This window comes from Sphingomonas endophytica (assembly GCF_014199415.1).
Taxonomy (GTDB): Bacteria; Pseudomonadota; Alphaproteobacteria; order Sphingomonadales; family Sphingomonadaceae; genus Sphingomonas; species Sphingomonas endophytica.
In genome coordinates this window covers 149,031-172,378 of the sequence record NZ_JACIJN010000001.1, presented here as the reverse complement: position 1 = coordinate 172,378, position 23,348 = coordinate 149,031, and the positions used below count along the sequence as shown (strand labels likewise).

The window sequence follows — 23,348 nt, the reverse complement described above, 5'->3', positions numbered from 1 at the left end:
CCGCCCCTTTTTCTATGGTGCGTGTGGCGTTGCGATCAGCTGATCGGGACGCCGGCCTGCGCCTTGAAGGTGCGGATCGTCAGCGACGACTTCACGCTGGTGACATTGGGCGCGGACGTCAGCTTGGTGGTGAGGATGCGCTGAAAGCTTTCCAGATCCTGCGCGACGATCTTCAGGATGAAGTCGATCTCGCCATTGAGCATGTGACATTCGCGAACCTCGGGGATCGCGGCGACATGCGCCTCGAAGGCGGCGAGATCGGGCTCGGCCTGGCTGCGCAGGCTGACCATCGCGAAGACCGTGATCGGGAAACCCAGCTTGGTCGCGTCACACTCGGCGTGATAGCCGCGAATCACGCCGGCCTGTTCGAGCGCACGAACCCGGCGCAGGCAAGGCGGCGCGGTCAGGCCGACCCGTTCGGCCAGCTCGACGTTCGTCATCCGCCCGTCCTCCTGCAGTAGCGCCAGGATTTCGCGATCGATCCGATCAAGGGTCATCTTATCTCACTCAACTTGCCGCGCATCTTCGCGATAGCTTCTATAACGAGGGCTATAGGATTGTTGCGCTCAAACGCAATTGTCCAAAGCTGCTTCAATACGGGATGCCGGCGCGATCTGCGCGATGGCTCCGAACCGGCCGCGTCTCTACGAACGGCGGCGGGATGAACCCGATAAGAAAAGAGGTCGATCGTTTCCGTGCGCTTCAATGACAGCCTCAGAACCGTGTTGGCAGCCGAGGCGCGCTCGGCACTGGGTGCGCGCGCGACCTATCGGCAGCTCGTCGACCTGATCGCGCGCGGGCGCGCGCCGGCCGACGATATGCTCCTGATGCGGCTTGAGCAATTGCGCGAGCGCGTACCGGAAGCGGTGCGGATCGCCTGCGCGCGATCGCTGGCGCTGGTCGATGCGCCGTTGCCGCTCGTCACCGCGTTCGTGAACGACACGCCCGACGTGGCGGCGGCGGCATTGCGCGCGGTGCGACTCGACGCGGCGGATTGGGAGGTGCTGCTGCCACGGCTCGGGCCGGTCGGACGGAGCGCCCTGCGACACCGGCGCGACCTGCCGCCCTCGGTCGAGCGCGCGCTGGAGAGTTTCGGCGGCGCGGACTTTCGGCTCGGCTACGCGCCCGCAGCGGTCGAGACGGCCAGCCGGGACGGAGCGGGCGGTACGCGGTTCGACGTCGCCGATCTGGTCGAGCGGATCGCCGCGCATCAGCGCGACGGGGACGAGCCGATCCGCCCGCTCGCCAGCTTCCGGTTCGAGACCGACGCGGCGGGGGTGATCCGGTGGCTGGATGCCGTGCCGCGCGGCGCGGTGATCGGACTGACGCTCGACCATCGCGCCGGCATCTGGGCAGGGGCGGCGGTCGACGGCGTGGCGTCGGGTGCGTTCCGCAAGCGCGCGCCGTTTTCCGGCGCGCGGCTGCGGGTGCCGGGCGGATCGGCGATCGCCGGGGAATGGCGGATCGCCGGGGTGCCGATGTTCGATCAGGCGACGGGTACGTTCACCGGCATGCGCGGGCAGGCCCGCCGCCCGCGTGCCGACGAGCGCGCCGAACGCGCGGTGGAGCGCGATCACGCGGCCGGGGCGGAAGGGCTGCGCCGGCTGGTGCACGAGTTGCGGACGCCGACGAACGCGATCGCGGGCTTTTCCGAGCTAATCGAGCAGCAGTTGCTCGGGCCGGTCGCCGCGCCCTATCGCGATCGTGCGAGCGATATCCGCCGCCGCGTGACCGATCTGATCGGTGCGATCGAGGATCTCGACCTTGCGGCGCGGATCGACGGCCATGCGCTGGAGCGGCGGGGTGGCGTCACGCCGGCCGCGGCGCTGTTGCAGCGGATCGCGGACGACCTCGCACCGCTCGCCGCCCTGCGAGGTGCGGAGCTGGCATTGCCGGCCGCGCGCGACGCGGGCTGGTCGGTCAGCCCGCACGATGCCGAACGACTGATCGCGCGTTTGCTGTCGGCCGCGTTGTCGGCGGCCGCGCCGGGCGAGCGATTGACGATGACGCTGGTCGGCGGGGTCGGGACGCTGGCGCTGGCGCTGGAACCGCCGGCGGCCTTCGCATCGCGCGATGAGGCGAGCCTGTTCGCGCTGGATGACGAGGAAGCGTCGCGTGACGAGGGCGCGCCGCTGCTGGGGATCGGCTTCGCCTTCCGGCTGGTGCGCAATCTCGCGACCGAACTAGGTGGGCGGTTCGTGATCGCGCCCGGCTTGTTCACGCTGCTGCTGCCGGCGGTGGAGGATGGCGTCACGGGCCATGCGACCGGCGGCGCGACGTAGACGCTTGCCAGCGGGCGGGCGGCGGCGCTACGGGGCGGCGCGGTGTCGGGGCCTGTAGCTCAATGGTTAGAGCTGGCCGCTCATAACGGCTAGGTTGCGGGTTCGAGTCCTGCCGGGCCCACCACCGCACGTCGCTGGCGCATTGCGCCGCGGACGCGGCGTCGCCATGTGCCGCGCATGAGCAGCATCGGCACCCCCATCGACGAGACCGGCCTGTTGGTGCGCGAGCATGGGGCGTTCGTGCTACAATGCGACCGCGGCGGTCGCTATGTGCTGGAACTGCCGCGCGTTCCCGTCGACCACGTGCAGAAGCGGGTGCGCGTGCAGGGGGTGGTCTGTGCCGAGGGGCGCGTCGAGGCCGAGGGCGTCAGCGCCGCCTGAAGCGTGATCCACTTACGTGGAAGCGGCATCGGCTCGCTCCCCGCTCGACCGCCCATAGCGCATCCCGAAGGAAAGGTCGGGTGGCGGAGCGGGCCGGTGCCGCCGCCCATCCAGCTTTGCCGGATCAGGCCCTGATGATGGCCGGGCGGCGGATCGTTCGTCCGCCGCCCGGCCGGCCCGATCAGGCCCAGTTGGCCATCTTCTTCTCGAGATTGAGGCGGACCGCCTCGAAGAACTGCTCGGTGGTCATCCAGCGCTGGTCCGGACCGATCAGAATCGCGAGGTCCTTGGTCATGTCGCCGCTCTCGACGGTTTCGACGCAGACCTGCTCGAGCGTCTCGGCGAAGCGCGTCACGTCCGGCGTGCCGTCGAACTTGCCGCGATACTTGAGGCCGCCGGTCCAGGCGAAGATCGAGGCGATCGGGTTGGTCGAGGTCGCCTTGCCCTGCTGATGCTGGCGATAGTGACGCGTGACGGTGCCGTGCGCCGCCTCGGCCTCGATCGTCTTGCCGTCGGGGGTCATCAGCACCGAGGTCATCAGCCCCAGCGAACCGAAGCCCTGCGCGACCTGATCCGACTGGACGTCGCCGTCATAATTCTTGCAGGCCCAGACGAACTCGCCGTTCCACTTCAGCGCCGAGGCCACCATGTCGTCGATCAGGCGGTGCTCGTAAACGATGCCCGCGGCCTTGAACTGCTCGGCGAACTCGCTCTCGAACACCTCGGCGAAGATGTCCTTGAAGCGGCCGTCATAGGCCTTGAGGATCGTGTTCTTGGTCGACAGATACACCGGCCAGTTGCGACCCAGCCCGTAGTTGAGCGAGGCGCGCGCGAAGTCGCGGATCGACTCGTCGAGGTTGTACATGCCCATCGCGACACCCGATGACGGGAAGTTGAACACCTCGTGCTCGATCGTGTCGCCGTTCTCGCCTTCCCATTTCATGGTCAGCTTGCCCTTACCGGGCACCTTGAAGTCGGTCGCCTTGTACTGGTCGCCGAAGGCGTGACGGCCGACGACGATCGGGTGCGTCCAGCCCGGGATCAGGCGGGGCACGTTCTTCATGACGATCGGCTCGCGGAAGACGACGCCGCCGAGGATGTTGCGGATCGTGCCGTTGGGCGAGCGCCACATCTTCTTGAGGCCGAACTCCTCAACGCGCTGCTCGTCGGGGGTGATCGTCGCGCACTTCACGCCGACGCCATACTTCTGGATCGCCTTGGCGCTGTCCACCGTCACCTGATCGTCGGTGCGGTCTCGCTCCTGGACGCCGAGATCGTAATAATCGAGATCGATGTCGAGGTACGGCTTGATCAGGCGCTCGCGGATCCATTCCCAGATGATCCGCGTCATCTCGTCGCCGTCGATCTCCACGACGGGCGTCTTAACCTTGATCTTCGCCATGCTCGCTTGTCCTTCGAGTGGGTGGTTTGGTGCGGCGATAGGGGGAAGGCGGACGGGGATCAACCTGCGGCGTTGTCACCGCCCGCTTCGCCAGATAGGACGAAGCGATGACTTCGCTCGACAAGCCCCCGGTCGTCACGACCAACGTGAAGTGGCGCTTTCCCGCCGTTCACCCGGAGGGGCAGAAATTCACGGCCATCGCGTTCGGCATCACGCTGTTGATGACCATCGTCTCCAAGGTGTTCTTCTGGCCGTTTCTAGGCCTTACCCTGTGGGTGGCGGCCTTCTTCCGCGATCCGGTGCGCACCACGCCGATCGGCGACGACCTGATTGTCTCGCCCGCCGACGGGCTCATCACGATGATCGAGCGCGTGCCGGTGCCGCGCGAGCTGATCGGCGACCTCGGCGAGACGCCGATGGTGCGGGTGTCGGTGTTCATGTCGGTGTTCGACGTCCACATCAACCGTTCGCCGATCGCGGGGACGATCCGGCAGGTCGTCTATATTTCGGGCAAGTTCCTCAACGCCGATCTCGACAAGGCGTCGGAGGAGAATGAACGCCAGCATTTCGTGGTCGAAAGCTTCGATGGCCGCCGCGTCGGCTTCACGCAGATCGCCGGGCTGGTGGCGCGACGCATCGTCGGCTTCGCCAAGATCGGCGACATCGTCGCTGCCGGACAGCGCGTCGGACTGATCCGCTTCGGCAGCCGCGTCGACGTCTATCTGCCCGAAGGTTATGAGCCGCAGGTCGCGCTGGGGCAGCGTGCGGTGGCGGGTGAGACGGTGCTCGGTCGCCTCGGCGTGCCGCGCATCACCAGCAGGTCGCAGTAACGCGATGCGCCCGCCGATCCGTCGCCCGCTTCGTCGTCCGCCCGGTGGCCTGCCGCTGCGCGCGGTGGCTCCCAATGCGGTGACCGCCCTGGCGCTCTGCTCCGGGCTGTCGGGGATCCGTTTCGCGATCTCGGCGCAATGGGAGCTGGCGGTGGTGATGGTCCTCATCGCCGGCGTACTCGACGGGCTCGACGGGCGCGTGGCGCGGCTGCTGCATGGCGAGAGCCGGTTCGGGGCTGAGCTCGATTCGCTTTCCGACGCGATTTCGTTCGGCGTCTCGCCGGCGCTGATCCTCTATCTCTGGTCGCTTCACGCGCTGCCGCGCTTTGGCTGGATGGCGGCGCTCGTGCTGGCGGTGTTCTGTGCGCTGCGCCTTGCGCGATTTAACGCCAACATCGATGCCGACGACCAGCCGCACAAATCGGCGGGCTTTCTGACGGGGGTGCCCGCACCGGCCGGGGCCGCGTTGGCGCTGTTGCCGCTGTTCCTGTGGTTCGTCACCGAGGCGCCGATCCTGCGCGATCCGCGGCTGGTGGCGCCGTGGGCGGTCGCGGTCGCGCTGCTGATGGTGTCGAGCCTCGCCACCTTCTCGACCGGATCGCTGAAGCTGCGCCCCAACATCCGCTTCGAGGCGATCGCGATCGTCGTAGCGGTCGGTGCCGCGGCGGTCAGCGCCCCGTGGCAGACTGCCGCAGCGGCGGGGATCGCCTATCTGCTCGCACTGCCGTTCAGCGTCGCCAGCTATGCGCGCGTCAAGCGGCTTCGCGCAGCCGCAGCGCTGCCGCCGTCATCGTCGAGCCTGCCGCCCAGCGCCTGACCGCGATCCGCCGCTCGGCGCGAACCAGCGACGAAAGCGGCTCGAAACGTACATTGCCGGATTGCCCGCGCAGCACCGCGGCAATCCGCGACGCCTGCGGCAGTACCGTCGCCGCTAGCGCGTAGAGCGCCAATGCGGCCGCGCCGCCGAACACCATCACCGCCATCAAGGTCGCCATGCTCGCCTCCTCGCACATCGTGCGAACCGTGGTCCTGTAAATTCCTGCACAGCGCCACGGTTCCTAAATCAACGTCAGAGCGGACACTTAACAGTCGAGTTCCCGCTCTGTTCCAAAACCTTGTTCCATCTATGTTCACGCGTGTCAACACCCGCTCCCAGATTGCATTATAGATTGCGGTCGGCTAAGGCGCGCGTCTCAACCCCGCATGGGGAGCATCATCAACCGGTGCGCTGGCCTTTCAGGTCGCGTCACTCGCTCCCCAGAGGCTCAACCGGAAGGAAAAAACACCATGGCGGCTCCTGTCGTCTCCATGCAGCAGCTCATCGAAACCGGCGCGCACTTCGGTCACCAGACCCACCGCTGGAACCCGAAGATGAAGCCCTACATCTTCGGTGAGCGGAACGGCGTCCACATCATCGACCTGTCGCAGACCGTGCCGCTGTTCGCGCGCGCGCTCGACTTCGTCAGCCAGTCGGTCGCGTCGGGCGGCAAGGTGCTGTTCGTCGGCACCAAGCGCCAGGCGCAGGAGCCGGTCGCCGAGGCGGCGCGCCGCGCCGGCCAGCATTTCGTCAACCACCGCTGGCTGGGCGGGATGCTCACCAACTGGAAGACGATCTCGAACTCGATCAAGCGTCTGAAGAGCCTTGAGGAGCAGCTGTCGGGCAACACCGCCGGCCTCACCAAGAAGGAAGTCCTTCAGCTGACCCGCGAGCGCGACAAGCTCGAGCTGTCGCTGGGCGGCATCCGCGACATGGGCGGCATTCCGGACGTTATGTTCGTGATCGACGCCAACAAGGAAGAGCTGGCGATCAAGGAAGCCAACACGCTCGGCATCCCGGTCGTCGCGATCCTCGATTCGAACGTGTCGCCGGACGGCATCGCTTTCCCGGTGCCCGCCAATGACGACGCGGCGCGCGCGATCCGGCTGTATTGCGAGGCGATCGCCATTGCCTCGACCCGCGGCAACCAGCAGCAGCAGGCGAGCCGTGGCGTCGATCTGGGCGCGATGAGCGAGCCGCCAGCGGAAGAGGCGCTGGCCGCCGAGCCGGCCGCGGAACCCGTAGCGGCCGAGGGCGAACCCGCCGCCGCGTAAAGCGAATGTCATGGAGGCGTCGTAACCGGCGCCTCCACTATTTCCCGATCGACGCGTGGCGATGGAGATGTCGCCGCGCGTCGACTCCATCACAATCGAGGACAGTCAAATGGCCGAAATCACGGCAGCGATGGTCAAGGACCTGCGCGAGAAGAGCGGCGCGGGCATGATGGACTGCAAGAAGGCGCTGAACGAGGCCGGTGGCGACACCGATGCGGCGCTGGACTGGCTGCGCACCAAGGGCCTGGCCGCGGCGCAGAAGAAGTCGAGCCGCACCGCCGCCGAGGGTCTGGTCGGCGTCGCCGTCGCCGGCACCAAGGGTGCGGTGGTCGAGGTGAACTCCGAGACCGACTTCGTCGCGAAGAACGAGCAGTTCCAGAACTTCGTCCGCGAAGTGACGCAGATCGCGCTCGCCACCGGCGGTGACGTCGACGCCATCAAGGCCGAGAAGATGCCGTCGGGCCCCACCGTCGAGGAGGTTCTGACCAACAACATCGCGACGATCGGCGAGAATCAGTCGATCCGCCGCGCACGCCAGCTGAGCGTCGCGAACGGCGCGGTCGTGGCCTATGTCCACAACCAGCAGGCACCGGGTCTCGGCAAGATCGGCGTGCTGGTCGCGCTGGAGAGCAATGCCGCCGACGACGTGCTGCAGGGTCTCGGCAAGCAGCTGGCGATGCACATCGCCGCCGCCTTCCCGAAGGCGCTGAACGAGAACGACCTCGACGAGGCCGAGATCGAGCGCGAGCGCGCGATCGCGACCGAAAAGGCGTCCGAATCGGGCAAGCCGGCCGACATCATCGCCAAGATGGTCGAAGGGTCGATCGCCAAGTACCGCAAGGAGCATGCGCTGGTCAGCCAGCTGTTCGTCATGGACGGCAAGACCAAGATCAGCGACGTGGTTGCCAAGGCCGGCAAGGACGCCGGTGCCGAGATCAAGCTGGTGGACTATGTCCGCTTCCAGCTCGGCGAGGGCATCGAGAAGGAAGTGTCCGACTTCGCCGCCGAGGTCGCCGCCGCTTCGGGTGTGCCGCAGGGCTGATCCATCTGCCGCACCGCGGGCGTCCCCCCGGTGCCGGTCGGATATTGCGCCGCCGCTCCGGTCCAGGCCGGGGCGGCGGTTTGCGTTTGTGCGGCGCGGGGAGGGCGTCCGGATCATGTCAACCCATTGCCAGCCGCGCACCCGCCGCTTAGGGTCCGCGCCGCTTCGCCCTCCCACAACGACGGAATTCACGTGACCGAGCCCCGCTACAAACGCATCCTGCTGAAACTGTCGGGCGAGGTCCTGATGGGGCAGGGAGGGCTCGCGATCGATACCGCGGTCACCGCGCGCGTTGCCGAGGAGATCGCCGATGTGCGTGCGCAGGGCTATGAGCTGTGCGTCGTCGTAGGCGGCGGGAACATCTTCCGCGGCATCTCCGGTGCTGCCAATGGCATGGAGCGCGCGACCGCCGATTATATGGGCATGCTGGCGACGGTGATGAACGCGCTGGCGGTGCAAAACGCGCTGGAGACGATCGGGGTCGATACGCGCGTCCAGTCGGCGATCCCGATGCACTCGGTGTGCGAGCCGTTCATCCGCCGCCGCGCCGAGCGGCATCTGGAGAAGGGCCGCGTGGTGATCTTCGCCGCCGGAGTCGGCTCGCCGTTCTTCACCACCGACAGCGGCGCGGCGCTGCGCGCGGCCGAGATGAATTGCGACGCTCTGTTCAAGGGCACCTCGGTCGACGGCGTCTATGATGCCGATCCGAAGAAGGTCGCCGATGCGAAGCGTTATGAGACGGTCAGTTACGACATGGTGCTGGCAAAGAACCTGAAGGTGATGGATGCCAGCGCCGTGGCGCTGTGCCGTGATTCGGACATTCCGATCGTCGTGTTCAACATCCGCGAGCATGGCAACTTCGCCGCCGTGCTGGACGGCAAGGGCGTATCGACGGTCGTGCAGAAGAAGATGGAGACTATCGATGCCCGCGTATGACAAGGCCGATCTCGAGCGGCGCATGAACGGCGCGATCGAAGCGCTGAAGGGCGACCTGAGCGGGTTGCGCACCGGCCGTGCCTCGACGTCGCTGCTCGATCCGGTGACCGTCGAGGTCTATGGCGCGCACATGCCGCTCAACCAAGTCGCGACCGTCTCGGTGCCCGAGCCGCGGATGCTGTCGGTGCAGGTCTGGGACAAGACCAATGTCGGCCCCGTCGAAAAGGCGATCCGCTCGGCCGGGCTCGGTCTCAACCCGATCAACGACGGCCAGACGCTGCGGCTGCCGATCCCCGATCTGACCGAGGAGCGCCGTAAGGAGCTGGCGAAGCTGGCCGGGCAATATTCCGAGAAGGCGAAGATCGCGGTGCGCAACGTCCGTCGCGACGGCATGGATGCGCTGAAGACCGACGAGAAGAAGAACGTCATCTCCGAGGACGATCGCAAGCGGCTGGAGACCGAGGTCCAGAAGCTGACCGACGCCACGATCACCGAGATCGACGCGGTGTCGGCCGCCAAGGAAAAGGAAATCCTCAACAAGTGACGTCGTGCGCGCTTCGGGGAGGGATCTGATGGCGACCGCGGCGATCCCGCAGGCCGTGCCCGCCGTCCTGCCGCGTCACGTGGCGATCATCATGGACGGCAACGGTCGCTGGGCCGCGGCGCGGCGGCTGCCGCGGGCCATGGGGCATCGCGCCGGCGTCGAGGCGGTCCGGACCGTCACGCGCGCGGCGCGCGCGATGGGGATCGAGGCGCTGACGCTCTACGCTTTCTCGTCGGAGAACTGGCGTCGACCGGCCGAGGAGATCGGCGGGCTGATGAAGCTGCTCAAGCTCTTCATCCGCAACGATCTTGCCGAGCTGGTCCGCGAGGATGTGCGCTTGCGCGTGTTGGGCGACTATCGCCGCTTTCCCGAAGATGTCGTTGCGCTGATCGACGATGCGCTGACACGGACCGCCGGCAATCGCGGCCCGATCCTCGCGATCGCGCTCAACTATGGCGCCCAGGCCGAGCTGGTCGCGGCGGCGCAGTCGCTCGCGGCGCGCGCCGCCGACGGTTCGCTCGATCCGACGACGATCGATGCGGAGGCGATCGAGGCGCAGCTTGAAACCCACGATCTGCCGCCGCTCGACTTGCTGATCCGCACCTCGGGCGAGCAGCGGCTGTCCAATTTCCTGCTGTGGCAGGCCGCGTACGCCGAGTTGCTGTTCGTCGACACGCTGTGGCCGGACTTCGGCGCCGAGGCGCTGGCGAGCGCGGTGGACGCCTTCGGGCGTCGCCAGCGCCGCTACGGCGGGCTGTGACCCGGTCCGCATGAGCGACGACGCTCCGCTTCCCCCGACGCCCGACGCCAAGTTGCGGACGCCGTCGAACCTGCGGCTGCGGATGATCGCCAGCGTCGGCATGATCGCGATAGCATCGGTGGCACTGATCGTCGGCGACATCGCATTCTGGCTGCTGGCGGTGGTGATCGCGCTGTTCATGATGGCCGAATGGTCGGACCTTCATCACGTCGACGCGCGGACCAAGCGGCTGGCGCAGATGGCGCTGAGCGTGCCGCTGGCGACGATGGCGCCGGCCTGGCTGATCATCGAGCCGCACGATTTCTTCACGCTCGGGCTGATCGGCGGCGCGGCGTTCTTCGTGGTGATCGTTACCCGGCTGCCGCAACTGGCGGTCGGCATCGTCTATTGTGGAGTGCCGGTGTTGGCGTTGGTGGTGTTGCGGCGGCATGACGCGCACGGGCTGCTCTACGCCTTCTGGGCGATGGCACTGGTCTGGGCGTGCGACATCGGCGCGTTCTTTGCGGGGCGTTCGATCGGCGGGCCGAAGCTGGCGCCGCGGCTGTCGCCGAACAAGACCTGGGCGGGACTGATCGGCGGAACGATCGCGGCGGGCGCGTTGGGGTTGGTGCTTCATGCCACCGCCGGGCTACCGCTCGCGCTCGCGATGTGTTCGCCGTTGCTGGCGGTGCTGGCGCAGGTCGGCGACCTTTACGAGAGCTGGCTCAAGCGGCGGGCGGGGGTGAAGGACTCGGGCAATATTCTGCCGGGGCATGGCGGGGTGCTCGACCGGCTGGACGGGCTGGTGCCGGTCGCCCCCGTTGCCGCGATCCTGGTGCTGATGCTGACGGGCGTTGCGGCATGAAGACCGTCAATGTCCTGGGGGCGACCGGGTCGGTCGGCACCTCGACGCTCGACCTCGTCGAGCGCGAGCCGGAGGCGTTTCGCGTGCGTGCGCTGACCGCCAATTGCGATGTCGCCGGGCTGGCGGCGGCTGCGATCCGCACGAATGCCGAACTTGCGGTGGTGGCGGACGAAGCGTGCCTTCCGCCGCTGCGTGATGCGTTGGCGGGGACGGGGATTGCGACCGCCGGCGGCGCGCAGGCGGTGTGCGATGCCGCGGCGAACGGTGCCGACTGGACGATGGGAGCGATCGTCGGCTGTGCGGGTTTGCGGCCGACGCTGGCGGCGATCGAGCAGGGCGGCACGGTGGTGCTGGCCAACAAGGAGCCGCTGGTTTCGGCGGGTGCGATCATCACCGCCGCGGCCGCGCGGTACGGCGCGACGCTGTTGCCCGCCGACAGCGAGCATAATGCGATCTTCCAGTGCCTCGACCTCAGCCAGGTCGAACGCGTCCGGCGGATCATCCTGACCGCGAGCGGCGGTCCGTTTCGCGACTGGTCGCTGGACGCGATGGCGACCGTGACCCCGACGCAGGCGGTGGCGCACCCCAATTGGTCGATGGGCGCGAAGATTTCGGTCGACAGCGCGACGATGATGAACAAGGGGCTCGAGCTGATCGAGGCGGCGGCGCTGTTCCCGATCCCCGCCGAGCGGATCGAGATCGTCATCCATCGCCAGTCGGTGATCCACAGCCTCGTCGATTACGTCGACGGGTCGATGCTGGCGCAATTGGGACCGAGCGACATGCGCGTGCCGATCGCGCATTGTCTCGCCTGGCCGGAGCGGATGGCGACGCCGATGGCGCCGCTCGACCTCGTGAGGATCGGCAGGCTCGACTTCGAAGCGCCTGACGAGACACGGTTTCGATCGCTGGCGTTGGCGCGGGCGGCGGTGGATGCGGGCGGCGCGCGGCCGGCGATCCTCAACGCGGCCAATGAAATCGCCGTTGCGGCATTTCTGAAGGGCGCGATCGGCTTTCTTGAAATCGCCGCAATCGTCGACGATACCCTGCAGCGCTACGACCCGGCCGCGCCGGAAACGCTCGACGCGGTGCTCCACGTCGATGCGGAAGCGCGGCGACTGGCGGGCGAGCGCGTGAAGGATTGCGTGGCTTGATCCAGACCCCCGGACTAATGCTGACCGTTCTCGCCTTCTTTTTGGTGATCGGTCCGCTCGTCTTCATCCATGAGATGGGACATTATCTCGCCGGGCGCTGGTTCGGCGTGAAGGCGGATGCCTTTTCGATCGGCTTCGGGCGTGAGCTGGCAGGCTGGACCGACCGGCGCGGGACCCGCTGGAAGCTCGCGCTGCTGCCGCTCGGTGGCTATGTGAAGTTCGCGGGCGACATGAACCCGGCGAGCCAGTCGACCGGCGAGTGGTTGGCGCTGCCCCCCGCCGAGCGCGCGCAAACCTTTCAGGCCAAGCCGGTGTGGCAGCGCGCGATCATCGTCGCCGCCGGGCCGTTCGTGAATTTCGTGCTCGCGATCCTGATCCTTGCCGGCTTCGCGATCGCTTATGGCGATGCACGGACGCCGAGCGTCGTTGGACAGGCGATCCCCGGTACCGCCGCCGCGGCGGCAGGCCTGCGGGCGGGCGACCGGGTGACCGCGCTCGGCGGGCGACCGGTCGAGACGTTCGAGGACATGGTGCGGTTCGTGAAGATCCGGGCGGGCGAGCGGGTGCGCGTCGACTACGTGCGTGGCGCCAGCCCGGCGAGCGTCGAGGCGGTGATCGGCACGCAGGAGCAGCGCGATCGCTTCGGCAACAGCTACCGTGTCGGGTTGCTTGGCATCTCGCCGGCCGCGCCGGTGATCGAGCCGGTCGGCGTGCTGGAAGCGCCGGTGATCGCCGTGCGGCGCACCGGGCAGATCGTCGAGATGATGGTCGAGACAATCGGGCAGATCATCTCCGGCCGCCGGTCGGTCAAGGAACTCGGCGGGCCGCTGTCGATCGCCAAGGTGTCGGGCGAGCAGATCACGCTGGGGCCGGACGCCTTCGTTTTCCTGATCGCCTTGGTGTCGATCAATCTCGGGTTCATCAACCTGCTGCCAGTGCCGATGCTCGATGGCGGGCATCTGCTCTTCTATGCGATCGAGGCGGTGCGACGTCGGCCGGTTGCGCCGGAGGCGGTGGAGTGGGCGTATCGCGGCGGGCTGGTGGCGGTGCTTGCCCTGATGTTGCTGGTGACCTTCAACGATCTCGGCAACTTCGGCCTGTGGCGACATCTGGCCGGGTTGATCGGGTGAGCAAGGTGAGGCAGGGCGGCGCACGCGCCGAAGACCGGGCCTGGATGGACGGCGTTTACTCTCGGGTAGGATTGCAGTGACGGTGCTGAACACTTCGACTTCGCGGGCGCGTGCCTCGGCGACCTTGCTGGGCTGCACCATGCTGGCCGGTGTGCCGCTGGCCGCGACCGCCCAGACGCGCCCGGCCGCCAACGCGCCCGCCCGTCAGGCCGCGACCGCCCCGGCCGCGGCGCAGGCACCGGCGATCGCCCAGCCGGCCGCACGCACGATCACCTCGCTGCGCGTCGAGGGGACGCAGCGGATCGAGCCGGAGACGGCGCTGAGCTATACCAAGCTGCGGCAGGGCGACAGCTACACCAACGAGACGCTCGATCAGGCGATCAAGGACCTGTACGCCAGCGACCTGTTCGCCGACGTGCAGATCGACGGCGCGGCGACCGGCAACATCGTGATCCGCGTCCGCGAGAACCCGATCATCAACCGCGTGATCTTCGAGGGCAACAAGCGCCTGAAAGAAGACAAGATCGGCAAGGAAGTGCGCCTCAAGCCGCGGCAGATCTTCACCCGCTCCGCCGTGCGCGCCGACGTGGCGCGGATCATCGAGCTGTATCGTCGGCAGGGCCGCTTTGCCGCGACCGTTCAGCCGAAGATGGTCAGCCTCGACCAGAACCGCGTCGACGTGATCTTCGAGGTGAGCGAGGGGCCGAAGTCGAAGGTCCGCCAGATCAACATCATCGGCAATCAGGTATTCGACGACGGCAAGCTGCGCGCCCAGATGGCGACCAAGGAAGCCCGCTTCTATCGGCTCCTGTCGTCGGGCACGTCCTACGATCAGGATCGCCTCGCCTACGACCAGCAGAAGCTGCGGCAATTCTATCTTACCGAAGGCTATGCCGATTTCCGCGTGACCTCGGCGGTCGCCGAGCTGACCCCGGACCGCAAGGACTTCATCATCACCTATGTGGTGGAGGAAGGGCCGCGCTATAAGTTCGGCGACGTGACCGTTGACAGCGATATCCGCGACTTCGACGGCAAGAAGCTCGCCGCCGGGCTGCCGATCAAGAAGGGCGACTGGTACAATGCCAAGCTGGTCGAGGACACGATCGACAATCTGAGCGAGACCGCCGGGCTGTTCGGCTATGCGTTCAGCAACGTTCAGCCGGAATATCAGCGCGATCGCGAATCGTTGACGATGTCGATCAACTTCCACATCGGCCAGGCGCAGCGTACCTATGTCGAGCGTGTCGACATCACCGGGAACACGCAGACGCAGGACAAGGTGATCCGCCGCGAGGTACGCCTCGGCGAGGGTGACGCGTTCAACAGCTTCCAGGTCAAGCGCTCGCAGGACCGCGTCAACTCGCTGGGCTTCTTTCAGGACAAGTTCGAGATCAAGCAGACGCCGGGTTCGGCCGCTGATCGTGTCGTGCTCGAAGCCAATGTCGAGGAGCGTTCGACCGGCCAGCTACAGCTCTCGGCGGGCTTCTCGAGCCTCGAGCGCTTCATCATCCAGGCGAACATCACGCAGAACAACTTCCGCGGCAAGGGCCAGACGCTCAGCGCCGGCGTGAATTACTCGACCTATTCGAAGTCGATCCAGCTCGGCTTCACCGAGCCGTACATTTTCGACAAGAACATTGCGCTCGGTGTCGACGTGTTCCGCCGTGATTACAATGCGTTCAACTTCATCGGCACCAATCGCAACACCACCTACAGCCAGGTTTCGACCGGCTTCCAGGTGCGCACCGGTGTGCCGCTGACCGAATATTGGCAGCTCGCCGGTCGCTACGGCTTCTCCTATGACGAAGTCGGGCTCGACCAGAACAGCTTCTATACCAACGGCAAGTGCGATCCGCTCAAGGCCGGACGCTATCTGTGCGATTCGCTCGGCAATCGCCTGACCTCGTCGGTCGGCTATTCGCTGATCTTCGACAGCCTCAACAGCCGCCTGCGCCCGACCGCAGGGCAGCGCTTCGTGTTCAGCCAGGATTTCGCCGGGCTGGGCGGCGACGTGAAGTATCTGCGCTCCAAGCTCGACTTCTCGAAGTTCGTCAATCTGGGCAGCGGCTTCATCGGGTCGTTCGTCGGCGAGGGCGGCTATATCAAGTCGCTCGAGAAATCGCGCGGCGAGGGGATCGACCGGATCCGCATCAACGACCGCTTCTATCTCGGCGAGCCGCAGTTCCGCGGCTTCGACATTCGCGGTGTCGGGCCGCGCGTGCAGCGGCGTTATTACACGACCGATTCCGCCGGCAAGCAGGTGCTCATCACCGACCGCGATCAGCTCGTCGATGACGCGCTGGGCGGCACCGCTTATTATCTCGGGCGCTTCGAGGTCGAGCTGCCGCTCGGTTCGGGCGCGCGCGAGATGGGGCTGCGGCCGTCGATCTATGCGCAGTTCGGCAGCCTGTTCAACATCACCCGGCCATTGCCGACCGCGGTCTTCCCGACCACGACCGACGCCAATGGCAACACCGTCGTGCTGCCGCTGCCGGTCAAGGACACTGCGGGCAACCCGCTTTATTCGTACGTCAATGCGGCGGGCGTGCTGGTGCCGACCACCTGCGCCGCCGGTATTCCGAACGGCAATGGCGGGTGTAACGGTATTGTCCCCAACTCGCCGCAGATTGCGTCGCAGCCGTTTGACGAGCAATTCCTTGGCAATTCGGCGCGGCCGCGTGTCTCGGTGGGTATCGGCGTGAACTGGAATTCGCCATTCGGCCCGCTCCGCATCGATCTCGCCAAAGCGCTGATCTCGCAGCCGGGCGACGACCGCAAGCTTATCACCTTCAACGTAGGGACTCAGTTCTGATGACCAACTTCAAGCACCTCCTGCTCGCCGCGGCGCTCGTGACGCCGGGCGCGTTCACCGCCGCCACCGCGACCGCGCAGGTCGCCGGCATCGCCGTGGGCGATCCCGAGGCGGCGGTGGCCAATTCCAAGGCGTGGGCGACCGCGCGCACGCAGATCCAGACGACCTACAAGGCGCAGCTCGATCAGGCGAACACGCGTCGCCAGGCGATCACCACCGAGTTGCAGCCGCTCGTCGCCGCCTATCAGAAGGCCGCCGCCGCCCCGGGTGCGACCGAGGCGTCGCTGCGTACGCAGGCGCAGGCGATCCAGACCCGCGAACAGACCGCCAATGCCGAGCTGCAGCGGCTGACCGCGCCGGCGAGCCGCGCGCAGGCCTATGCGATCGAGCAGATCTCGGCCAAGCTGCCCGACGCGGTGAACGGCGCGGTGCGCGCCAAGAACGTCAGCCTGCTGCTGCGGCCGAACTCGGCGCTGTTCGCGCAGCCGACCGCCGACATCACCGCGGCGATCACCGCCGAGCTCGACCGTCTCGTGCCGACCGTCGGCATCACGCCGCCGGCGAACTGGCAGCCGGGCCAACAAGGTGACGCGCAGGGCGCCGCAGCGCCGGCCGCTGCCGCCGCGGCTCCGGCCGCAACCACCCGCGCGCCCACCGGCCGGTGAGCGACGCGCCGGCCGACACGACGGGCGGGCCGATCGGCCCGCTCGACATCGTGGACGTGGTGGCGGTGCTGCCGCATCGTTATCCGATGCTGCTGGTCGACCGGGTCGAGGAGATCGTTCGCGATCGCTCGATCCGCGCGACCAAGGCCGTGACGATCAACGAAGGTTTCTTCCAGGGGCATTTCCCCGGACGCCCGATCATGCCGGGCGTGCTGATCGTAGAGGCGCTGGCGCAGGCAGCGGGCGTGCTCGCGGTCGAGAGCCTCGGGCTCGCCGGCTCGGGCAAGCTGGTCTATTTCATGGCCATCGAGGGGGCTAAGTTCCGCAAGCCGGTCGAACCCGGCGTGCTGCTCTCGCTCGAGGTCGCGTTCGTGCAGAAGCGCTCGTCGGTGTGCAAGTTCGCCGGGGTGGCGAAGATCGACGGTCAGGTCGCCGCGGAAGCCAATTTCACGGCGATGATCGCGGACCCGCCCAAGCGCGGCTGATCGCACCACAGACTTTGACTTCGGCGCGCGTTTCGATTAGGCGCGCGCCTTCCTTTCAGGCTGGTCGGAACCAGCCATTTCGGAGCACGACCATGAAGAAAGACACGCATCCCGACTATCACATGATCAAGGTCCAGATGACCGACGGCACCGTGTACGAGACCCGCTCCACCTGGGGCAAGGAAGGCGACACGATGACGCTGGAAATCGACCCGCTGGCGCACCCGGCATGGACCGGCGGCCGCGGTCAGCTGCTTGACTCGGGCGGCCAGGTCGCGCGCTTCAACAAGCGCTTCGGTGGCGGGCTCACGCTGCGCAAGTAAGCGCGACAGCCTTAACTTCGCGTTAAGCATGGCGGCGTAGGGTCGCCGCCATGTTCGCAGCCGAATATACCCCTGCCGCTCGCCCGCTCCGCCGCAGCAAGCGCGCGCGGCTGGAGCTTGAGACTCCTGCCGAGCAGAGCGGCATGGCCCGCACCCTGTGCAAGGTCGTCGATCTGTCGGAGCACGGCTGCCGCCTGCTGACCTTTTCCAGTATGGACCGTAACCAGCCGATCTGGCTGAACCTGCCGGGGCTCGGCATGATCGCCGCGATGGTGGTGTGGGCGGACGATCTGGTGGCGGGGTGCGTCTTCGCCTCACCGCTTTCGGCCGATGCCTTCAACGCCTTGGTCAGTCGTCACGGGCTCATTCACTGATCGTCGGCAAGGCCGGCCAGATAGCGATCGACACGCGCGGCGGTGCCGGCCGGGACGTGCAGGCCGAGCTTGCTGCGTCGATAGAGGATGTCCTCGGCTGAACGCGCCCACTCGACTGTTCTGAGATAGTCGACCTCGCGACCGAACAACCCGCCGCCAAGCTCCTCGCCAAGATCGGCTGGGCTCTGCGCGTCGGCCAGCAAGCGCTCCACCCATGTGCCATAGGCACGTGCGAGGCGGCGGAGCAGGGGTGCCGGGAACGCGGGATAGCGTTGCCCCAGCGTGGCGAGATAGCGATCAAAATCGCCGTCCGGCAGATCGCCGCCGGGCAGCGCCGCCCCCGCGGTCCATGCCGGCCCCGCCGCCGGGAAGAAGCGCGCGAGTTCCTGCAGTGCATGTTCCGCAAGCTTGCGATAGGTCGTGATCTTGCCACCAAAGATGCTGAGCATCGGCGCGCCGTCCTCGCCCGTATCCAGATCGATCACATAGTCGCGGGTGACCGCAGAGGCGCTGGCGGCGTGATCGTCGTAGAGCGGACGGATGCCGGAATAGCTCCAGACGATCTCCGCCGGTGCCACGGGCCGCTCGAAATAGCGGTCGATCGTTTCGAGCAGGTACGCTGTTTCGGCCGCGTCGATCGTCGCGCGACCCGGCTCACCCTGCCAGGCCTCGTCGGTGGTGCCGACGAGCGTGTACTGCTGCTCATAGGGGATCGCGAACACCACCCGCCGGTCGGGGTTCTGGAGCAGGAAGGCATGCGCACCGTCGTAAAGCCGCGGCACGACGATGTGACTGCCCTTGACCAGTCGTACACTGCGGTCGCGTCGCGCATCGGGCACCTTGCCGAGCACCTCGGCGACCCATGGCCCGGCGGCGTTGACGAGCGCGCGCGCCCGAACCGTCCGCTCACCCTTGTCATCGGCGATCGTCGCGGCCCATCCGCCGGCGTCGCGACGGGCGTCGACCAGCCGGGTGCGCGTCAGGATGGTTGCGCCACGATCGGCGGCGTCGCGCGCGTTCAGCACGACCAGCCGACTGTCCTCGACCCAGCAATCCGAATAGACGAACGCCTTGGGATCGCCGGGCTTCAGCCCGAGACCGACAGGGTCGTGATCGAGCGCCACGGTGCGGGTCGCGGGCAGGCGCTTCCGCCCGCCGAGATGGTCGTAGAGGAACAGCCCGAGCCGTACGAGCCAGGCCGGGCGCGGCGAATTGCCTTGCGGCAGGACGAACTCGAGCGGCCAGATGATGTGCGGTGCCATCCGCCACAGCCGCTCGCGCTCGATCAATGCCTCGCGGACCAGCCGGAACTCGCGATATTCGAGATAGCGCAGACCGCCGTGGATCAGCTTGGTGGAGGCGGATGAGGTGTGGCTCGCCAGATCGTCCTGCTCGACAAGCATGACCGACAGTCCCCGCCCCGCCGCGTCGCGCGCGATCCCGGTGCCGTTGATGCCGCCGCCGACGATCAGCAGGTCGGTGTCAGAGGCGGCTGGTTCGGTCGAATGCTGCACAGGCGCCTCGTCGCTAAGATAGTGCGCCAACATATGCCAAGTGTGGGCGACGCTTCAAACCGGCATTGACCTTCGTTGCAAACACAGGAAGGTATCAGCCAGCGCCCGCACGAGGCGCAGGGGAGGGCGGCGCATGACGGGGCAGCATGGCTTCAGGGGCGAATTGATCGCCGAGGCACTGGCGGTGACGATCATCATCACGCTGGGCGATTCCGCGGCGGCGATGCTGATCCTCTACGATCCCAGCCCTTATGCCACCGCTTACTGGGGCGTCTGCATCGCCTGGGGGCTGGCGGTGACGCTGGCGATCTATGTGACCGGCGCGGTGTCCGGAACGCATGCCAATCCGGCGGTGACGCTCGCGCTGGCGATCTTCCGGGACTTTCCCAAGCGCAAGGTGCTGCCGTACGTGGTGGCGCAGGTGATCGGCGCGATGATCGGGGCGGCGCTGGTCTATCAATTGTTCGGGCCGGTGATCGAGGCGTTTAACAGCGCGCACGGGCTGACTCGCGCGGGCGGCGGCGCGGCCGGGGTGTTCTTCACCGCGCCGGGTGCGCATATCACCCCGGTTCATGCCTTTTGGGACGAGGTGGTGCTGACCGCGATCCTGTTGCTTGGCATCTTCGCGATCACCGACGAGTTCAACACGCAGGCGCCGATGGCGAATGCCAGCGCGCTGATCATCGGCCTGCTGGTGGCGTGCATCGGCGCCGCGGCCGGCTATCTGGAGGGCTGGCCGATCAACCCGGCGCGGGATTTCGGTCCGCGGCTGTTCTGCTGGCTGATGGGCTGGGGTGAGAGTGCGCTGCCGGGACCGGGCAATTACTGGTGGGTGCCCATCGCCGGACCGCTGGTCGGCGGCGTCACCGGGGCGAGCGTCTACCAATATCTGGTGCGGCCGTACCTGCCGCCCCACGCGCATCACTGAGAGTCGAGGAGAAAGACGTGGCGGCTCCGCAGCATATTCTGGCGATCGACCAAGGCACCACCTCGACGCGCGCGATCATCTTCGACGCCGAAACGCGCGCGGTGGCGACCGCGCAGCGCGAGTTCGCGCAACATTATCCGCAGCCCGGCTGGGTCGAGCACGATCCCGAAGACATCTGGCGCGATACGCTGGCGACCGCGCGCGAGGCGCTGGCGGCGAGCGGCATCGGCGCCGACGGAATTGCGGGCATCGGGATCACCAACCAGCGCGAGACGGTGGTGGTCTGGGACCGGGCGACCGGCGACGCGATCCACCACGCGATCGTCTGGCAGGATCGCCGCACCGCCGAGCTGTGCGCGCGGTTGAAGGAAGCGGGGCACGAAAGCGCCGTGCGCGCCAAAACCGGGCTGCTGCTCGATCCGTACTTTTCGGCGACCAAGCTGGCGTGGATCCTCGACCATGTCGACGGCGCGCGCGCGCGGGCGGACAACGGCGAGTTGGCGTTCGGGACGATCGACAGCTTCCTGCTGTGGCGGCTGACCGGGGGGGCGGTCCACGCGACCGACATCACCAACGCCAGCCGCACGTTGCTGTACGACATCCATGCGCAACGCTGGGACGAGGATCTGTGCGCACTCTTCGACGTGCCGGCCGGGTTGCTGCCCGAGGTTCACGACAACAGCCATCTCTTCGGCCACACCGCCGACGGATTGTTCGATGCCGCGATCCCGATTGCCGGGGTGGCGGGCGACCAGCAGGCGGCGCTGTTCGGGCAGGCATGTTTTGCCAAGGGAATGGTCAAATCGACCTATGGCACCGGCTGCTTCATGCTGCTCAACACCGGCGAGGAAGCGGTCGCGTCCGAACATCGCCTGCTGACGACACCGGCATACCGGTTGGACGGACAGGTGACCTATGCGCTGGAGGGCTCGATCTTCATCGCCGGGGCGGCGGTGAAGTGGCTGCGCGACGGGATCGGGGTCATCACCCATGCGCGCGACACCGACGATATGGCGACGCAGGTGCCCGACAGCCACGGCGTCTATATGGTCCCGGCCTTCGTCGGGCTTGGCGCGCCGCATTGGGACCCGGATGCGCGCGGCGCGATCTTCGGGCTGACGCTGGGATCGACGCAGGCGCATCTGGCGCGCGCGGCGCTGGAAGCGGTCGGCTACCAGACGATGGATCTGGCCGATGCGATGGTGGCCGACGGCGGCGATCCCCCGGCGACGATCCGCGTCGATGGCGGGATGGCAGCGAACGACTGGCTATGCCAGTTCCTCGCCGACATGTTGCGGGTGCCGGTCGAGCGGCCGCGGCATCTGGAGACCACGGCGCTTGGCGCGGCGTTCCACGCCGGGCTGGCGACCGGCGTGTGGAAGGACCTCGACGCGCTGGCGGCGACCTGGGCGCGCGGGGCGTGTTTCGAGCCGAAGATGCCGAACGGCGCGCGCGCGACGCTGGCGGAGGGCTGGCACGCTGCGCTGGCCAAGACGCTGACCGTGCGGGGATAAGCCGTTCGCTTTCGATCGTCGCCCCGGCTCAGATCCGGAGCGACGAAGAATTAGCTGGCGGCTTTCGGATCGAGCCTCGGAACCAGAAGGTGGACCAGCAGCAGCGCGATCAAATAGGCGCTGCCCGCCCACAGGAACACCGGCACGTAGGTGCCGACCGTCTCCAGCACCTGCCCGACATATTTCGCCATGATCATGCCGCCGATCGCACCTGCCGCACCGCCGATCCCCATCACCGAGGCGATCGAGGTGCGCGGAAAGGTGTCGGAGACCATCGTGTAGAGGTTGGACGACCAGCCCTGGTGTGCGGCCGCCGCCAGCCCGATGATCGCCACCGCCGCAGTCAGGCTCGACACGCTGCTGGCGAACACGATCGGCGTCACGAGGATCGCCGAGGCGAGCAGCGCGAGCTTGCGTCCGGCATTGACGCTGAAGCCGCGCTTGATGAGCGCCGACGACAGCCAGCCGCCACCGATGCTGCCGACGTCGGCGAGCAGATACACCGCAATCAGCGGCGGACCGAAGGTCTTGAGGTCGAGGCCGTGCCGCTTGGCGAAGAAATCGGGCAGCCAGAAGAGGAAGAGGTACCAGACCGGATCGGTCAGGAACTTGGCGATCACGAACGCCCAGGTCGCGCGGCGGCGGAACAGCTGCGCCCACGGGATCGGTGCGGTGCCGGCGTCATTGTCCTGATCGGCGGCGATATAGGCGAGTTCCTGCGCGCCGACGCGCGGGTGCTGGCCGGGGGCGCGGTAGAAGAGCAGCCACGCCGCAAGCCAGATGAAACCGAGCCCGCCGGTTATGAGGAATGCCGCCTGCCAGCCGTACGTAAGCGCGATCATCGGCACGACGATCGGGGTCGCGATCGCGCCGACATTGGCACCGGCATTGAGGATGCCCGCCGCGAGCGCGCGTTCCTTCTTCGGAAACCATTCCGCGACCGACTTGATTGCGGCGGGGAAGTTCGCGGCCTCGCCGAGCCCGAGTGCGAAGCGCGCCATCGCGAAGCCCCCGGGGCTGCGCACCAGCGCGTGCACCATCGCCGCGACGCTCCACAAGGTAATCGCCGCGGCGTAGCCGAGCTTCGACCCGACCTTGTCGATGATCGGCCCGCACGCCAGCAACCCGATCGCATAGGCGGCCTGGAACCAGAAGACGATCGTGCCATAATCGATCTCGGACCAGCCGAGCTCGGATTGCAGCGTGGGCTTGAGGATGCCGATGACCTGCCGGTCGATGTAATTGATGGTGGTGGCGAAGAACAGCAGGGCGCAGATTACCCAGCGGATGTTGCCACCCGCCTTGAGCGGCGCAGGTCGTGGATCGGTCATCGGCAC

At 67.2% G+C, this 23,348-nt stretch carries 24 protein-coding genes and 1 tRNA gene; 20 read left to right on the top strand and 5 right to left on the bottom strand.

Going from position 1 to position 23,348, the window contains the following annotated elements; genetic code table 11:
• Positions 1-35: 35 nt before the first annotated feature.
• A complete protein-coding gene (locus FHS97_RS00705; protein WP_184032430.1) occupies positions 36-497 on the bottom strand; it encodes an Lrp/AsnC family transcriptional regulator in 462 nt (153 codons plus the stop codon).
• Positions 498-722: 225 nt separating this feature from the next.
• Between FHS97_RS00705 and FHS97_RS00700 the strand changes: the two genes are divergently transcribed.
• The 3 genes from FHS97_RS00700 (at position 723) to FHS97_RS00690 (ending at position 2,663) form a co-directional block, all read left to right on the top strand.
• The gene (locus FHS97_RS00700) at positions 723-2,282 is read left to right on the top strand and encodes a sensor histidine kinase (RefSeq protein ID WP_343053338.1); all 1,560 of its coding nucleotides are present in this window, start codon (positions 723-725) and stop codon (positions 2,280-2,282) included.
• 48 nt (positions 2,283-2,330) lie between these two features.
• Positions 2,331-2,406 (top strand) — tRNA-Ile (locus tag FHS97_RS00695).
• Positions 2,407-2,459: 53 nt separating this feature from the next.
• Positions 2,460-2,663: a DUF5818 domain-containing protein gene (locus FHS97_RS00690; RefSeq protein WP_184032428.1), complete on the top strand. Its 204-nt coding sequence runs from the start codon at positions 2,460-2,462 to the stop codon at positions 2,661-2,663.
• 181 nt (positions 2,664-2,844) lie between these two features.
• Here FHS97_RS00690 and FHS97_RS00685 read toward each other — a convergent pair whose 3' ends face one another.
• A complete protein-coding gene (locus FHS97_RS00685) occupies positions 2,845-4,065 on the bottom strand; it encodes an NADP-dependent isocitrate dehydrogenase (RefSeq protein WP_184032426.1) in 1,221 nt (406 codons plus the stop codon).
• A gap of 107 nt (positions 4,066-4,172) precedes the next feature.
• Between FHS97_RS00685 and FHS97_RS00680 the strand changes: the two genes are divergently transcribed.
• Complete coding sequence (locus FHS97_RS00680; protein WP_184032424.1) at positions 4,173-4,895, top strand: phosphatidylserine decarboxylase; 723 nt, start codon at positions 4,173-4,175, stop codon at positions 4,893-4,895.
• A 4-nt stretch (positions 4,896-4,899) separates the two neighbouring features.
• Positions 4,900-5,712 carry a CDP-alcohol phosphatidyltransferase family protein gene (locus tag FHS97_RS00675; RefSeq protein ID WP_184032422.1) on the top strand — a complete coding sequence of 271 codons (813 nt, stop codon included), beginning with the start codon at positions 4,900-4,902 and terminating at the stop codon, positions 5,710-5,712.
• Here the strand turns inward: FHS97_RS00675 and FHS97_RS00670 are convergent.
• Positions 5,648-5,890 (bottom strand): hypothetical protein, encoded by a 243-nt coding sequence (locus tag FHS97_RS00670; RefSeq protein WP_184032420.1) that lies wholly within the window; start codon positions 5,888-5,890, stop codon positions 5,648-5,650. The genes FHS97_RS00675 and FHS97_RS00670 overlap by 65 nt on opposite strands.
• 292 nt (positions 5,891-6,182) lie before the next feature.
• On the opposite strand from FHS97_RS00670, the gene rpsB reads away from it, so the two are divergent.
• The 13 genes from rpsB to FHS97_RS00605 all read left to right on the top strand — a co-directional run bounded on the left by rpsB (position 6,183) and on the right by FHS97_RS00605 (position 18,055).
• Positions 6,183-6,986 carry a 30S ribosomal protein S2 gene (gene rpsB / locus FHS97_RS00665; RefSeq protein WP_184032418.1) on the top strand — a complete coding sequence of 268 codons (804 nt, stop codon included), beginning with the start codon at positions 6,183-6,185 and terminating at the stop codon, positions 6,984-6,986.
• A 109-nt stretch (positions 6,987-7,095) separates the two neighbouring features.
• The gene (tsf, locus tag FHS97_RS00660; RefSeq protein WP_184032416.1) at positions 7,096-8,028 is read left to right on the top strand and encodes a translation elongation factor Ts; all 933 of its coding nucleotides are present in this window, start codon (positions 7,096-7,098) and stop codon (positions 8,026-8,028) included.
• A 192-nt stretch (positions 8,029-8,220) separates the two neighbouring features.
• A complete protein-coding gene (pyrH, locus tag FHS97_RS00655) occupies positions 8,221-8,964 on the top strand; it encodes a UMP kinase (protein ID WP_184032414.1) in 744 nt (247 codons plus the stop codon).
• Positions 8,951-9,508, top strand: a complete 558-nt coding sequence (gene frr / locus FHS97_RS00650) for a ribosome recycling factor (RefSeq protein WP_184032412.1) — start codon at positions 8,951-8,953, stop codon at positions 9,506-9,508. Before pyrH ends, frr begins: the two co-directional genes overlap by 14 nt.
• Positions 9,509-9,536: 28 nt before the next feature.
• Positions 9,537-10,268 (top strand): isoprenyl transferase, encoded by a 732-nt coding sequence (locus FHS97_RS00645; protein ID WP_184032410.1) that lies wholly within the window; start codon positions 9,537-9,539, stop codon positions 10,266-10,268.
• Between the two features lie 10 nt (positions 10,269-10,278).
• The gene (locus FHS97_RS00640) at positions 10,279-11,112 is read left to right on the top strand and encodes a phosphatidate cytidylyltransferase (protein ID WP_184032408.1); all 834 of its coding nucleotides are present in this window, start codon (positions 10,279-10,281) and stop codon (positions 11,110-11,112) included.
• Positions 11,109-12,266 carry a 1-deoxy-D-xylulose-5-phosphate reductoisomerase gene (locus FHS97_RS00635; protein WP_184032406.1) on the top strand — a complete coding sequence of 386 codons (1,158 nt, stop codon included), beginning with the start codon at positions 11,109-11,111 and terminating at the stop codon, positions 12,264-12,266. The genes FHS97_RS00640 and FHS97_RS00635 overlap by 4 nt, the downstream gene beginning before the upstream one ends.
• Positions 12,263-13,396, top strand: coding sequence for a M50 family metallopeptidase (locus tag FHS97_RS00630; RefSeq protein ID WP_184032404.1), 1,134 nt, complete (start codon positions 12,263-12,265; stop codon positions 13,394-13,396). The genes FHS97_RS00635 and FHS97_RS00630 overlap by 4 nt, the downstream gene beginning before the upstream one ends.
• A 139-nt stretch (positions 13,397-13,535) precedes the next feature.
• A complete protein-coding gene (bamA, locus tag FHS97_RS00625; protein ID WP_184033000.1) occupies positions 13,536-16,208 on the top strand; it encodes an outer membrane protein assembly factor BamA in 2,673 nt (890 codons plus the stop codon).
• Positions 16,208-16,873: an OmpH family outer membrane protein gene (locus FHS97_RS00620; RefSeq protein WP_184032402.1), complete on the top strand. Its 666-nt coding sequence runs from the start codon at positions 16,208-16,210 to the stop codon at positions 16,871-16,873. The genes bamA and FHS97_RS00620 overlap by 1 nt, the downstream gene beginning before the upstream one ends.
• A complete protein-coding gene (gene fabZ / locus FHS97_RS00615) occupies positions 16,870-17,358 on the top strand; it encodes a 3-hydroxyacyl-ACP dehydratase FabZ (RefSeq protein WP_343053337.1) in 489 nt (162 codons plus the stop codon). Before FHS97_RS00620 ends, fabZ begins: the two co-directional genes overlap by 4 nt.
• Before the next feature lie 92 nt (positions 17,359-17,450).
• Positions 17,451-17,681 (top strand): 50S ribosomal protein L31, encoded by a 231-nt coding sequence (rpmE, locus tag FHS97_RS00610; RefSeq protein ID WP_159757289.1) that lies wholly within the window; start codon positions 17,451-17,453, stop codon positions 17,679-17,681.
• A gap of 50 nt (positions 17,682-17,731) precedes the next feature.
• Complete coding sequence (locus FHS97_RS00605; protein WP_184032400.1) at positions 17,732-18,055, top strand: PilZ domain-containing protein; 324 nt, start codon at positions 17,732-17,734, stop codon at positions 18,053-18,055.
• On the opposite strand, the gene FHS97_RS00600 is transcribed toward FHS97_RS00605, so the two are convergent.
• Complete coding sequence (locus FHS97_RS00600) at positions 18,049-19,602, bottom strand: glycerol-3-phosphate dehydrogenase (RefSeq protein ID WP_184032398.1); 1,554 nt, start codon at positions 19,600-19,602, stop codon at positions 18,049-18,051. The genes FHS97_RS00605 and FHS97_RS00600 overlap by 7 nt on opposite strands.
• 100 nt (positions 19,603-19,702) lie before the next feature.
• Between FHS97_RS00600 and FHS97_RS00595 the strand changes: the two genes are divergently transcribed.
• Both FHS97_RS00595 and glpK read left to right on the top strand, forming a co-directional pair.
• Entirely contained in the window at positions 19,703-20,497 is a 795-nt protein-coding gene (locus FHS97_RS00595) for an MIP/aquaporin family protein (RefSeq protein WP_184032396.1), read from the top strand.
• Between the two features lie 17 nt (positions 20,498-20,514).
• Positions 20,515-22,011 (top strand): glycerol kinase GlpK, encoded by a 1,497-nt coding sequence (gene glpK / locus FHS97_RS00590; RefSeq protein ID WP_184032394.1) that lies wholly within the window; start codon positions 20,515-20,517, stop codon positions 22,009-22,011.
• A gap of 50 nt (positions 22,012-22,061) precedes the next feature.
• Here the strand turns inward: glpK and FHS97_RS00585 are convergent, their stop codons facing one another.
• Positions 22,062-23,342, bottom strand: a complete 1,281-nt coding sequence (locus tag FHS97_RS00585; protein WP_184032392.1) for an MFS transporter — start codon at positions 23,340-23,342, stop codon at positions 22,062-22,064.
• Positions 23,343-23,348: the final 6 nt, after the last annotated feature.